Source organism: Streptomyces sp. NPDC092369, assembly GCF_044755245.1.
In the GTDB taxonomy this organism is placed as follows: Bacteria; Actinomycetota; Actinomycetes; order Streptomycetales; family Streptomycetaceae; genus Streptomyces.
In genome coordinates, this window is the sequence record NZ_JBIVQP010000002.1 from 15,462 (window position 1) to 28,600 (window position 13,139).

Genomic DNA, 13,139 nt, shown 5'->3' on the forward strand with positions numbered 1-13,139 from the left:
ATCGGGGGGTCTGCCATGAGCGCGTCGTTGACCGTCGAGGCCACGAAGGCCGGACCGAGGCTGCCGTGGGGAGACGTCCTGCTGTCCGCGATCGCCGCCGTGAGCTGGGCGTTGATCGGGATGGCGGGCACGGCGGCGCTGGGCCTGCACCTCCTGGAGGCGGACTCGGCGAGCTCGCTGGGCCCGATGACGGCGGCCGTCGTGGCTCTCGGAGCGGGCGGTTCGATCACTCCGTCCGGTGATGTGTCCGCGTTCGGCCTGACCGGCGCCGAGGCGACCACGGCCGTGACGATCACGCCGTTGGGCGTGAGCCTGGTGGGCGCGCTGCTGCTGTCGTGGTTCTTCCTACGGTCCTTGCGCGCGGCCGGAGTTGTGATCTCACCGGCCGAACTCCTCGCCCGCGCGGGCGCCGTGATCGTCCTCTTCGTGGCCGTGCTGGGCGGCCTCGCCTGGGCGGGTCACGACGTCATCACGATCGACGGCGGCTCACTGGGCCTGGACAAGCTGCCCGGCGGCTCGGGCGGCGGCGGGGTCAGCGTGCCCGGCCTCGGCGACCTCGGGGACATCGGCGGGCTGCTGCCGGACAACGTCGGCAACCTCATCGACGCCAAGGCCGCGGTCGGCTTCACCGTCGACACCGCGCCCACCCTGCTCGGTGGCCTCGCCTGGTCGGCCGGCATCCTGCTGATCGCCCTGCTGGCCTCGCGCCGCACGCCCTTGCCGCGCGGCTGGGAGGCCGTGCACCGGATCGTCCGCCCGGCCGCGTCCGCGGTCGTGACGGTCATGCTGGTGACGGTGGCGGCGGGACTCGCGGCGGCGGTGTACGCGGCGATCGGCGACGACCACCCCAAGCGGATCTTCGGCGCGGCGCTGCTCGGCGCCCCCAACGGCACGTGGCTCGGCATCCCGATCGGCCTCTTCGTCCCCTACGACGGCCGCGCCACGGGCGAACTGGCCAAACTCCTCCCCGACCCCCTCGACGACCTCCTCACCGCCGATACCGACCAGTCGGTGACCCTCAGCCGCCTGGCCGACCTGGACGGTCGGGTGTGGCTGCTCGGGGTGGCCGCGGCCTTGATGATGCTGCTGGCGGGGGTGCTGGTGGCGGCACGGACGCCCGTGGGGATTCCGGTGGGCGGTTCGGGGAGCGGGGAGCCGCGGGCGGGTGGTGGTGCAGGGGGCGGTGCCGGGCGCGGTGCGGGACCGGGCGCGGGGCCTGACGCGGTACGGAATCCAGGTGCCCTCGGCTTCGCCGGCCGGTGTGCGCTGCGCCTCGGGATCGTGACGGCGTTGGCGTTGCCGTTACTGGGGTGGCTGACCGAGGTGTCGGTGAACGCCTCGCTGTCGGTACTGGGCTTCGACGCGTTCGGCGCCGGGATCGTGTTGCACGCGCACCTGGGGATGGCTCTGGTGCTCGGTGCCTTGTGGGGCGCGGGCGCGGGGGCCGTCGGGGCGCTCCTCGCGTGGGCGACGGGCGCGGCGGGACGACGGGCGGCACCGCTGGCGCTGGGGAGCGTGGGGGCGGGCGGCGCGCCGGTCGCGGGGGCGGTGAGCGCCGGGTACCCGCAGTACTCGCGGGATGCGGGGGCGGGGGCTGGTCCGTATGCCGGTGAGTCGGGGGCGTACGGGCGAGGGGCTGGGCCGTACGCGGGCGAGCCGGGGACATACGCGCAGGGAGCCGGGCAGTACGCGAGCGAACCGGGGGCGCAGGCGCCAGGGGCGGGACCGTATCCGAGCGAACCGGGGACCTACCCGCAGGGCGGCGGCCCACATGCGAGCGAACCGGGGAGGCATCCTCAGGGGGCGGGAGCGTATCCAGGTGAACCAGGAACGCACCCTCAGGGATCGGGGCCCTACGCGAGCGAACCGGAGCCGCACGCGCCGGGGCAGAGGCCCTACGCCGGTGAACCGGCCGGGCACTCCGGTGAGTCCGGGCCGTACGTGCCCGGGTCGCCGTACCGGCCACCGAATCCCGCCACGAACCCGTATCTGCGCGTGCCGGACGAGGTGCGCGAGCCGGAGGACGCGCGGCCCTCGGACCGTGGGCGGCCCGGAGGCGAGGGCGCACAGTCGCAGGACCAAGAACGCTCCGGACGGGGAAGCGCGCCGCCGCAAGATCCGAACCGCTCCAGGGACGGAAGCCCACCGCCACAAGGCCGGGGTCGCCGCGGGACCGAAGACCCACAGTCACAAGATCGAGCACGGCCTGGGGCCGAGGGACCGCCGGACGAGCGGGCGCGGCGATCCGGTGGCCCGGCCGGCGCCCGGCCGCCCGGCGACGCGCGCGGTCCGCGCAATGCACCGCCACCCGGTGGCGGCAACCGTGACATGTACGGCGCGCCCACCGAGGTCGGGCCGATCGGCGGCCCGCCTCCGCGGTCGCCGCGCCGGCCTCCCCGGCCACCGTCCGGCAACCGACCCCAGTCCCCGCCACCGGACGACGGCCCTCCCCCGCCTCCGCCTCCTCCCCCACCGGCGCCACCAAGGAGGCCGTCGGGCGGGCAATGAGGTGTCCGCAGACAGGACGGCGCTTCGGCCCGCGCACAGCGGATGCCGCAGGTTGACGGGCGCGAGACGCCGACAACCGCCGCAGGCTGGACGGGCCGGGCTTCTCAGCTGACGCAGGATGCCCACACACCTCCGGAAGTAGGGCGCGCCTGCTCTCTCCAGTAGGCGTAAGGCACCTACAGACCTCCGAGGCCGGACGCAACCGAACTCCTCACCCGGAGCGAGGAGCCCGCAGGCCACGCAGACCGGACGCGGCGAACCCCCTCAACCGACGACGCCACACGCCCGCAGATGTCTCCCGGTCAGGGCGCAGTCGGCCCCGCCAGCCGGCACAAGGCACCCGCAGGCACAACGCGGCCCGCGTCCTCACCAGCGCAAGACGGCCCCCGAACTCCCCGAAGCAGGACGCGGCCGACCCCGCCAACCGGCGCAGGGCGACCGCCGACTGTCGGAGGCAGGACGCGAGCCGCCTCGCAATCGGCGTCACGCACGACCCGCGCTCCTGCGGAGGAGACACGTGGCCGACAGGTAAGGCACACGCAACCCACCCGACACCCACTGTTCCGTGTCCGCTAGGCGGACCGCGGCGGCGGGCGACACTGCGTGCCGGATACGGTGGGAGGCACCATGAGCGCTGAGCAGACCTCGTCCTTCGACGTCCCCGCCGACCTCCCCACTCTCCTCGTCAAGATCTTCGGCAAGGACCGGCCCGGCATCACCGCGGGCCTCTTCGACACCCTCGCCGCCTTCTCCGTCGACGTGGTCGACATCGAACAGGTCGTCACGCGTGGCCGGATGGTGCTCTGCGCGCTGGTGACGGAGCCGGAGCGTGGGCTGGAGGGGGAGTTGCGCTCCACCGTCCACAGTTGGGCGGAGTCGATGAAGATGCAGGCGGAGATCATCTCCGGCCTCGGCGACAACCGGCCCCGTGGCCTTGGCCGTTCCCTCGTGACGGTGCTCGGGCACCCGCTGACCGCGGAGGCCACGGCCGCCGTCGCCGCCCGGATCACCAAGGCCGGCGGCAACATCGACCGTATCTTCCGACTCGCCAAGTACCCAGTCACAGCAGTCGAGTTCGCGGTGTCCGGCGTGGAGACCGAGCCGCTGCGCACCGCCCTGGTGACCGAGGCGGCGGCACTCGGTGTCGACATCGCCGTCGTGGCGGCCGGGCTGCACCGGCGTGCCCAGCGGCTGGTCGTCATGGACGTCGACTCGACGCTCATCCAGGACGAGGTGATCGAGCTGTTCGCCGCGCACGCCGGTTGCGAGGACAAGGTCGCCGAGGTGACCGCGTCGGCGATGCGCGGGGAACTGGACTTCGAGCAGTCGCTGCACGCGCGCGTGGCACTGCTGGCGGGTCTCGACGCCTCGGTGGTGGACAAGGTGCGCAGCGAGGTACGGCTCACGCCGGGCGCGCGCACGCTGATCCGCACGCTGAAGCGGCTCGGCTACCAGGTCGGCGTCGTCTCCGGCGGCTTCACCCAGGTCACCGACGATCTGCGCGACCGGCTCGGGCTGGACTTCGCGCAGGCCAACACGTTGGAGATCGTCGACGGGAAGCTGACCGGCAAGGTCACCGGCGAGATCGTGGACCGGGCCGGCAAGGCGCGGCTGCTGCGCCGCTTCGCCGCCGAGGCGGGCGTACCGCTCGCCCAGACCGTCGCGATCGGCGACGGTGCCAACGACCTGGACATGCTCAACGCGGCCGGTCTCGGTGTCGCCTTCAACGCCAAGCCCGTCGTCCGACAGGCCGCGCACACGGCGGTGAACGTGCCGTTCCTGGACACCGTGCTGTATCTGCTGGGCGTGACCCGCGAAGAGGTCGAGGCTGCGGACACGCACGACGAGGAGTGAGCGTCCGCAGCCGACGGACGGGCGGCGCGGGCTACGCGGGCCGAGCGGATTGCTCGGGCGCAGGCTGTTCGGGCTGCGCGGGTTGTTCGGGCGCAGGTCGTTCGGGCCGCGCGAGTTATTCGGGCGCGGGTTGTTCGGGCCGCGCGGGTTACTCGGACGGAGCCCAGTAGTCGGTCAGCTTGGCGACGCTCGGCTCCAGGCTCTTCCAGGACCCGTCGAAGGACAGGACCGCGAACGCGGCGGCGGGAAAGCCGCGACGGTTCATCCGCTCGCGGGCGTCGCCCTCGGCCGTGCCGGCGAGCACGTCGGCCAGGCCCTGGATGCCGGGGTTGTGGCCGATCAGGACGACGTCCCGCGCGTCGTCGGGGGTCTCGTTCAGCAGCGCGATCAGCTCGCCGGGAGAGGCGTCGTAGATCCGCTCCTCGTAGACCGTTTTCGGCCGGTGCGGGAGCTCGTGGACGGCCAGCTTCCAGGTCTCGCGGGTCCGGGTCGCCGTGGAGCACAGGCCCAGATCGAAGGGAATGCCGGTGTCGGCCAGCTTGCGTCCGGCGACGGCGGCGTCCATGCGGCCCCGCTCAGCGAGTGGGCGCTCGTGGTCGGTCACCTCCGGCCAGTCGGCTTTCGCGTGCCGGAAAAGGACGATCCTGCGGGGTTCTGCGACGCTCATGGAACCCAGCTTCGCATGAAAACAGGCCACGAGGAGGGGGAGTTGACGGGCGGCGGGAGCACGGTGCGGCCCGCTGTGGGCGGAGCCGTGTTCAGCCCGCTATGAACTGCTGCGCCCGCTCGAAGAGGTGGGTGATCACGGGGTCGCTCGCCGCCGCCTGCGCGTCCGTCGGGTTGAGCATCAGGGCCAGCAGCACGATGAAGGCGAGAGCCGGCAGGGCGAGGGCCCACCAGGGCAGACGGATGTCGACGCCACCGGAGGTCGCCGGGTGGGGCCGGGTGTGCGTGGTGGCCGACATGGCGTCCTCCGTGGTCTTCGAGTCCTCCGTGATCCGCCCCTCGCGGTCACACTTCGAAGTTACGGAATCCGGCGGCCTCAACCCATCCGGAGATCCACCCACTTGACCCTGACACCCACCCCCTAGGGGATGGTGGTGCTAGCCCCACCATCGACCCCGAATCCGGCTCGCGGGGTCACGGCGAGGGGTTCGTCGGGTCACACGGAAGGGCTCATCGCCTCACGGCGAGGCGATCGTCGCGATGACGGCGATGATCACGAAGATGGCGAAGAAGGAGCCGAAGACGATCAGCATCTTCTTCTGGCCGTTCTGGGGGTTCGGATCGAGCACTGGCATGCGGCAAGTCTCGCACCCCTCCCCCGTGTCGGAGCCGCCGGGGTGAGTCCGACCCGGGTGGGTGGGGGTCAGCGCGCCACCGCTTCGTCCTCCACCGTGCGGTCGCGTCCCGCCAGCACGCCGACCACCATCTGCGGGATCATCAGCCCGGCCATGAGGGCGATGGGCAGGCCCCAGCCGCCGCTGCTCTCGTAGAGCACGCCCACCAGGAGCGGTCCCGGGATGGAGATCAGGTAGCCGATGCTCTGCGCGAAGGCCGACAGCTGGGCGACGCCCGCGCCCGTCCTGGACCGCATGCCGACCATCGTCAGGGCCAGCGGGAATGCGCAGTTGGCGATGCCGAGCAGCAGCGCCCAGGCCCAGGCACCGGCGGCCGGCGCGAGGTACAGGCCGGCGTAACCGGCGAGGCCGCACAGACCGAGCGCGATCACGATCGGTCCCTGGTGCGGGAGTCGGGTGGCCAGTCGGGGGATGACGAAGGCCAGCGGGACGCCCATCACCATCGTCACGGCGAGCAGCAGCCCCGCGGTGCCGGCGCTCACGCCCGCGTCCCGGAAGATCTGCGCCATCCAGCCCATCGTGATGTAGGCGGCGGTGGCCTGGAGCCCGAAGAAGACGGCGAGTGCCCAGGCGGTACGGCTGCGGGTGATCCGCAGTTCGGGCTTCGGCTCGGTCTCCCGCGCGCGTGCCTCCGGCGCGGGTGCCCCCGGCGCGGATGCCCCCGGCGCGGATGCCTCCTGGCCGTCGGGCGCTTCCCGGTGTCGTACGAGCGCGATCCACGGCACTATCGCCGCGGCGGCCAGGAACGCCCATGCGGCCAGGCCGGAGCGCCAACTGTCGCCCAGCGCCTGGGCCATGGGCACGGTGACGGCGGCCGCGGCGGCGGTGCCCAGGGCGAGGCCCATCGAGTAGAGGCCGGTCATGGAGCCGACCCGGTCCGGGAACCAGCGCTTGACGATCACCGGCATGAGGACGTTGCTGACCGCGATGCCCATGAGGGCGAGAGCGCTGCCGGCCAGGAAGCCTGGCGTACCGCCGATGTAGGGCCGGATGAGCAGGCCCGTGGTGATGGCCACCATGCCCGCGCAGACGACGGCGCTCGGGCCGAAGCGGCGGGCCAGGCGCGGGGCCATGACGCCGAAGACGGCGAAGCACAGCGGGGGCACGGAGGTGAGCAGTCCGGCGACGCTGCCGCTCATGCCGAGGCCGTCGCGGACGTCTTCGAGGAGGGCGCCGAGGCTGGTGATGGCGGGGCGGAGGTTCAGGGCCGACAGCACGATGCCGACGACGACCAGCCGCATCGTCCACGCGCGCGCGGCGGCTCCTGCGGGCGGCTCCGGGGAGGCGCTCGCGGTCGGGTCGCCGATGTTCGTCGTGGACTTCAGTGTCCGGGTCTCCTCGCTTGCCATGTGGCCCATCATAGAATCATGGGATGATTGGTTGTCCATCCCCGGGTCGCGCCGGTCGCTCCCGCCCGTCCTGCCTGTCGCCGGCGTCCCGCTCGGCCCGCCCGTCCTGCCTGTCGCCGGCGTCCCGCTCGGCCCGCCCGTCCTGCTCGTCGTTCCCGCCCTTCCCGTGCGAAGGTGTGCCATGCCCCTGAGCCATCCCCGTCGCTCCGCGCTGTCCGAGCAGGTCATCGCCGCGCTGCGGAACCAGATCACTTCGGGCGAGTGGGCGGTCGGCTCGCGCATCCCGACGGAACCGGAGCTGGTCGAGCAGCTCGGTGTCGCCCGCAACACGGTCCGCGAGGCCGTCCGCGCGCTCGCGCACAACGGCCTGCTGGACATCCGCCAGGGCTCCGGCACCTACGTGCTGGCGACCAGCGAGCTGGCCGGCGTGATGCAGCGGCGCTTCGCCGGCGCCGATCCGCAGCACATCGCCGAACTGCGCGCCGCGCTCGAGTCGTCCGCCGCGAAGCTGGCCGCCGGGCGGCGCACCGAGAAGGACCTCAAGCAGCTCGACGCGCTGCTGGTGCGGCGCGAGGAGGTCTGGGAGTCCGGTGACACCGAGGCCTTCGTGACCGCCGACGCGACCTTCCACCTGGCCGTGGTGGCCGCGTCCCACAACGACGTGATGACGGCGATGTACGCGGACCTCGGCGAGGTGCTGCGGGACTGGCTGCGCGAGGACGTCGGCCAGGAGCTGACGCCCGAGACGTACATGGATCACGCGCGCCTGGTCGACGCGATCCGCGCGGGGGACGCCGAGGCGGCCGGCACGGAGGCGGCGAGCTATCCGTTCCTGTGCCGCCCGGGGCGCTTCACCGCTTCTGGTGGCTGACCCAGGCCGAACCGACGTCCTTCCAGCACCGCCCGGTGAGCCGTACGGTCATCGCCGGGCCGGTGTCGACGGGCGCGCCGTCGGTGTCGAGGTCCCACCACCGGTCGCACTCGACGTGCAGGCGGACGCGGTCGGTCCCCGGATAGGGGTTGTGGCAGTACGCGGTCACATGGGAGCCGGTCACCTTGGTGCGGCACTCGGCGCCGAACGGCTGTGCCGGAGCGGGCTTGTGCCCGCGCGCGTGGGGCACCGCCTCGTACGGCAGGGACAGCACGAGCGCGACGGCGACGGTCGCTGAGGCCAGGCTTCGGGACAGACGCACAAGGCAGACCTCCTCGGCCGAGCTCTGGAGGGAATGGCGTGGTGAACCCGTATTCCAGGGTGCGCAGTTGTGGCCCGCCCCCGCCCGGCCAGCGGGGCCGAACGGGTGACGCGAAGAGGGCCCGCGTCCAGGGGATGCGGGCCCTCTTCAAGAGGTCGAGCCTCAGCGGCGGCGTCAGGCGCCGATGGCGTGCAGGCCGCCGTCCACGTGGACGATCTCGCCGGTGGTCTTCGGGAACCAGTCGCTCAGGAGGGCGACGATGGCCTTGCCGGCCGGCTCCGGGTCGTTCAGGTCCCACTCCAGGGGGGAGCGGTTGTCCCACACGGAGGCCAGCTCGCTGAAGCCCGGGATGGACTTCGCGGCCATCGAGCCGAGCGGGCCCGCGGAGACGAGGTTGCAGCGGATGTTCTGCTTGCCCAGGTCGCGGGCGAGGTAGCGGCTGGTGGCCTCCAGGGCGGCCTTGGCCGGGCCCATCCAGTCGTACTGCGGCCAGGCGAAGGACGCGTCGAAGGTGAGGCCGACGACCGAGCCGCCGTTCTGCATCAGCGGCAGGCAGGCCATGGTCAGCGACTTCAGGGAGAATGCCGAGACGTGCATGGCCGTGGCGACCGACTCGAAGGGCGTGTTGAGGAAGTTGCCGCCCAGCGCGTCCGGCGGCGCGAACCCGATGGAGTGCACGACGCCGTCCAGGCCGCCCAGCTCCTCGCCGACGACGTCGGCGAGACGCGCGAGGTGCTCGTCGTTGGTGACGTCGAGCTCGATGACCTTGGTGGGCTTGGGGAGCTTCTTGGCGATGCGCTCGGTCAGCGTGGGCCGCGGGAACGCGGTGAGGATGATCTCCGCGCCCTGCTCCTGGGCCTGCTTGGCGGCGTGGAAGGCGATGGAGGACTCCAGCAGCACACCGCTGATCAGGACGCGCTTGCCCTCGAGAATTCCGCTCATGGTGTTCAGTGACCCATTCCCAGTCCGCCGTCAACGGGGATGACGGCTCCAGTGATGTACGAGGCGTCGTCCGAGGCGAGGAACCGCACCGTCGCGGCGACCTCCTCGGGCTGCGCGTAGCGGCCGAGCGGCACCTGCTTGACGATGTTCTCGCGCTGCTCGTCGGTGAGCACCTTGGTCATGTCGGTGTCCACGAAGCCGGGCGCGACGACGTTGAAGGTGATGTTGCGCGAGCCCAGCTCACGGGCGAGGGAGCGCGCGAAGCCGACGAGGGCGGCTTTGGAGGCGGCGTAGTTGGCCTGCCCGGGTCCGCCCATCAGGCCGACGACCGACGAGATCAGGATGACGCGGCCCTTCTTGGCGCGCAGCATCGCGCGGTTGGCGCGCTTGACGACCCGGAAGGTGCCGGTGAGGTTGGTGTCGATGACCGAGGTGAAGTCGTCCTCGGACATGCGCATCAGGAGCTGGTCCTTGGTGACGCCGGCGTTGGCGATCAGGACCTCGACCGGGCCGTGCTCGGCCTCGATCTCCTTGTAGGCCTGCTCCACCTGCTCGGTGTCGGTGATGTCGCACTTCACGGCCAGGAAGCCGGCCGGCGGCTCTCCCGAGCGGTAGGTGATGGCGACCTTGTCGCCGGCGTCGGCGAACGCGCGGGCGATGGCGAGGCCGATGCCCCGGTTGCCTCCGGTGACGAGAACCGAGCGGCTCAACGGATCACCCTTTCGATAGCGGTCCTGGTATCCCCCGCCCGAACACCTGGATGACAGGCGGCTTCCTCTGAAACCTATCGGTCGCGTCCGGTGCGCGGACAATCGGGCACCGACAGTGGCTTAGGGGACTCCCTGTCGGGTCCCTACAGAAAGTTCCCCGCACCGGACCGAAACCTGTGGTCCGCGGGCCCGGCCGCGCGACATGATCGGAGCAGCCGCCGCTTCGACCACGCGTCACGTCAGCCGGGCAACCGGTCAACCGAGCAACAAGGAGAGACCTCGGTGCCTCATACCATCGACGAAGCCTTCACAGCACTGCCGCTACCTGCCCTCGCCGACGCCGCGCTGGCACGCGCGCGTGCGCTGGGGGCGGAGCACGCGGACTTCCGGTTCGAGCGGGTGCGCAGCGCGTCCTGGCGGTTCCGGGACGCCAAGCCCGCCGGATCGTCGGACACCACCGATCTCGGGTACGCGGTCCGGGTCGTGCACGGCGGCACCTGGGGCTTCGCGTCGGGCGTGGACCTGACCATGGACGCGGCCGCCAAGGTCGCCTCGCAGGCGATCGCGATGGCGAAGCTGTCCGCCCAGGTGATCAAGGCCGCGGGCTCGGACGAGCGGGTGGAACTGGCCGACGAGCCCGTGCACGCCGAGCGGACCTGGATCTCGTCGTACGAGATCGATCCCTTCTCCGTGCCCGACGAGGAGAAGTCGGCGCTCCTTGGCGACTGGAGCGCGCGGCTGCTGGCGGCGAACGGGGTCAATCACGTCGACGCCTCCCTGCTCACCGTGCACGAGAACAAGTTCTACGCCGACACCGCGGGGACCGTGACCACGCAGCAGCGCGTGCGGCTGCACCCGCAGCTGAACGCGGTGTCGGTCGACGAGTCGAGCGGCGAGTTCGACTCGATGCGCACGATCGCGCCGCCGGTCGGGCGGGGCTGGGAGTACCTGACGGGCACCGGCTGGGACTGGGACTCCGAACTGGAGCGGATCCCGGAACTGCTCGCCGAGAAGATGCGCGCGCCGAGCGTCGAGCCGGGCCTGTACGACCTCGTCGTCGACCCCTCCAACCTGTGGCTGACCATCCACGAGTCGATCGGCCATGCCACCGAGCTGGACCGCGCGCTCGGCTACGAGGCCGCGTACGCCGGCACCTCCTTCGCCACCTTCGACCAGCTGGGCAAGCTGCGCTACGGCTCCGAGCTGATGAACGTCACCGGTGACCGCACCGCCGAGCACGGCCTGGCGACCATCGGCTACGACGACGAGGGCGTGGCGGGCCAGTCCTGGGACCTGGTGAAGGACGGCACCCTCGTCGGCTACCAACTGGACCGCAGGATCGCCAAGTTGACCGGCTTCGAACGCTCCAACGGCTGCGCGTACGCCGACTCCCCCGGGCACGTGCCCGTGCAGCGCATGGCCAACGTGTCGCTGCAGCCGGACCCGGCGGGGATGGGGACCGAGGACCTGATCGGTGGGGTCGACCGCGGGATCTACGTCGTCGGGGACCGGTCCTGGTCGATCGACATGCAGCGCTACAACTTCCAGTTCACCGGCCAGCGGTTCTTCCGGATCGAGAACGGGCGGATCACCGGTCAGCTGCGGGACGTCGCCTACCAGGCGACGACCACCGACTTCTGGGGCTCGATGGCCGCGGTGGGCGGTCCGCAGACGTACGTCCTCGGGGGCGCCTTCAACTGCGGCAAAGCCCAGCCGGGCCAGGTCGCCGCCGTCTCGCACGGCTGCCCCGCCGCGCTCTTCAAGGGCGTCAACATCCTCAACACCACGCAGGAGGCCGGTCGATGAGCGCGCGTACGAGCAAGCCGCACGAGATCGTCGAGCGGGCCCTGGAGCTGTCCACGGCCGACGGGTGCGTGGTGATCGCCGACGAGCACTCGACCGCCAACCTGCGCTGGGCCGGGAACGCGCTCACCACGAACGGCGTCACGCGCGGGCGCACGCTCACCGTCGTCGCGACCGTCGACGGCAAGGAGGGCACCGCCTCCGGTGTCGTCTCCCGCTCGGCCGTCACCCCGGACGAGCTGGAGCCCCTGGTGCGGGCCGCCGAGGCCGCCGCGCGCGGCGCGGGTCCCGCCGAGGACGCGCAGCCGCTGGTCACCGGTGTGACGCGGGCGCCCGACTTCACGGACGCGCCCGCCGAGACCACCTCCGCCGTGTTCGCCGACTTCGCGCCGGCCCTCGGCGAGGCCTTCGCACGCGCGCGTGCGGGCGGACGTGAGCTCTACGGCTTCGCCAACCACGAGCTGGTGTCGAGCTACGTCGGTACGTCGACGGGGCTGCGTCTGCGGCACGACCAGCCCAACGGGACGCTGGAGCTCAACGCCAAGTCGCCCGACCGTACGCGCTCGGCGTGGGCGGGCCGCTCCACACGCGACTTCAAGGACGTCGACCCGGCCGCGCTGGACGCCGAACTCGCCGTACGCCTCGGCTGGGCCGAGCGGCGGATCGAGCTGCCCGCCGGGCGGTACGAGACGCTGCTGCCGCCGACCGCGGTCGCGGACCTGCTGATCTACCAGATGTGGTCGGCGTCTGGCCGGGACGCGGTCGAGGGGCGCACGGTGTTCTCCCAGCCGGGCGGCGGCACGCGCGTGGGCGAGCGGCTCACCGAGCTGCCGCTGACCCTGCGCAGCGACCCGAACGAACCGGGCCTGGAGTCGGCGCCGTTCGTGATCGCGCACTCCTCCGACGGCGACCAGTCGGTCTTCGACAACGGTCTGCCGCTCACGGCCACCGACTGGGTGCGCGAGGGGGAACTGGCCCGGCTGACGACCAGCCGCAACACCGCGGCCCGGACCGGGCTCGCGGTGGCTCCCACGATCGACAACCTCATCCTCGACGGCGGCGACGACACCTCGCTGGAGGAGATGGTCGCGAACACCGAGCGCGGGCTGCTGCTGACCTGCCTCTGGTACATCCGCGAGGTCGACCCGGCGACGCTGCTGCTCACCGGTCTGACCCGGGACGGCGTCTACCTGGTGGAGAACGGCGAGGTGAGCGGCGAGGTCAACAACTTCCGCTTCAACGAGTCGCCGGTCGGTCTGCTGGGCCGGGCCACCGAGGCCGGGCGCACGGAAAAGACGCTGCCGAGGGAGTGGAGCGACTGGTTCACTAGGGCTGCGATGCCCGCGCTGCGGGTGCCCGACTTCAATATGAGCTCTGTCAGTCAGGGCGTATAACCTCGTAGCCGTGGTCGCTCGACCG

At 71.9% G+C, this 13,139-nt stretch carries 12 protein-coding genes; 5 read left to right on the forward strand and 7 right to left on the reverse strand.

Annotated elements, in window-relative coordinates; all coding sequences use genetic code 11:
- The first annotated feature begins 15 nt into the window (after nt 1–15).
- Both ACIQI8_RS09710 and serB read left to right on the forward strand, forming a co-directional pair.
- Complete coding sequence (locus ACIQI8_RS09710; RefSeq protein ID WP_402346810.1) at nt 16–2,508, forward strand: streptophobe family protein; 2,493 nt, start codon at nt 16–18, stop codon at nt 2,506–2,508.
- Between the two features lie 627 nt (nt 2,509–3,135).
- On the forward strand, nt 3,136–4,362 hold the full coding sequence (gene serB, locus ACIQI8_RS09715; protein ID WP_402346812.1) for a phosphoserine phosphatase SerB: 1,227 nt from the start codon (nt 3,136–3,138) through the stop codon (nt 4,360–4,362).
- 148 nt (nt 4,363–4,510) lie between these two features.
- Here the strand turns inward: serB and ACIQI8_RS09720 are convergent, their stop codons facing one another.
- From ACIQI8_RS09720 to ACIQI8_RS09735, 4 genes are all read right to left on the reverse strand, one after another.
- Complete coding sequence (locus ACIQI8_RS09720) at nt 4,511–5,029, reverse strand: SixA phosphatase family protein (RefSeq protein ID WP_402346814.1); 519 nt, start codon at nt 5,027–5,029, stop codon at nt 4,511–4,513.
- Nucleotides 5,030–5,120: 91 nt separating this feature from the next.
- Nucleotides 5,121–5,327: a hypothetical protein gene (locus ACIQI8_RS09725; RefSeq protein ID WP_402346816.1), complete on the reverse strand. Its 207-nt coding sequence runs from the start codon at nt 5,325–5,327 to the stop codon at nt 5,121–5,123.
- 219 nt (nt 5,328–5,546) lie between these two features.
- Nucleotides 5,547–5,663, reverse strand: coding sequence for an SGM_5486 family transporter-associated protein (locus ACIQI8_RS09730; protein ID WP_124002440.1), 117 nt, complete (start codon nt 5,661–5,663; stop codon nt 5,547–5,549).
- Between the two features lie 68 nt (nt 5,664–5,731).
- A complete protein-coding gene (locus ACIQI8_RS09735; RefSeq protein WP_402346817.1) occupies nt 5,732–7,072 on the reverse strand; it encodes a CynX/NimT family MFS transporter in 1,341 nt (446 codons plus the stop codon).
- Nucleotides 7,073–7,253: 181 nt separating this feature from the next.
- Here ACIQI8_RS09735 and ACIQI8_RS09740 point away from each other — a divergent pair, with 181 nt between their 5' ends.
- Nucleotides 7,254–7,943, forward strand: coding sequence for a FadR/GntR family transcriptional regulator (locus tag ACIQI8_RS09740; RefSeq protein WP_402346819.1), 690 nt, complete (start codon nt 7,254–7,256; stop codon nt 7,941–7,943).
- Here the strand turns inward: ACIQI8_RS09740 and ACIQI8_RS09745 are convergent.
- From ACIQI8_RS09745 to fabG, 3 genes are all read right to left on the reverse strand, one after another.
- Nucleotides 7,924–8,265 carry a hypothetical protein gene (locus ACIQI8_RS09745; protein WP_402346821.1) on the reverse strand — a complete coding sequence of 114 codons (342 nt, stop codon included), beginning with the start codon at nt 8,263–8,265 and terminating at the stop codon, nt 7,924–7,926. The genes ACIQI8_RS09740 and ACIQI8_RS09745 overlap by 20 nt on opposite strands.
- Before the next feature lie 174 nt (nt 8,266–8,439).
- On the reverse strand, nt 8,440–9,207 hold the full coding sequence (gene fabI / locus ACIQI8_RS09750; RefSeq protein ID WP_124002436.1) for an enoyl-ACP reductase FabI: 768 nt from the start codon (nt 9,205–9,207) through the stop codon (nt 8,440–8,442).
- A gap of 5 nt (nt 9,208–9,212) precedes the next feature.
- Nucleotides 9,213–9,917, reverse strand: coding sequence for a 3-oxoacyl-[acyl-carrier-protein] reductase (fabG, locus tag ACIQI8_RS09755; RefSeq protein ID WP_402346823.1), 705 nt, complete (start codon nt 9,915–9,917; stop codon nt 9,213–9,215).
- A 282-nt stretch (nt 9,918–10,199) separates the two neighbouring features.
- Between fabG and ACIQI8_RS09760 the strand changes: the two genes are divergently transcribed.
- Nucleotides 10,200–11,723: a TldD/PmbA family protein gene (locus ACIQI8_RS09760; RefSeq protein WP_402346825.1), complete on the forward strand. Its 1,524-nt coding sequence runs from the start codon at nt 10,200–10,202 to the stop codon at nt 11,721–11,723.
- Nucleotides 11,720–13,114: a metallopeptidase TldD-related protein gene (locus ACIQI8_RS09765; protein ID WP_402346827.1), complete on the forward strand. Its 1,395-nt coding sequence runs from the start codon at nt 11,720–11,722 to the stop codon at nt 13,112–13,114. The genes ACIQI8_RS09760 and ACIQI8_RS09765 overlap by 4 nt, the downstream gene beginning before the upstream one ends.
- The last annotated feature ends 25 nt before the right edge of the window (nt 13,115–13,139 follow it).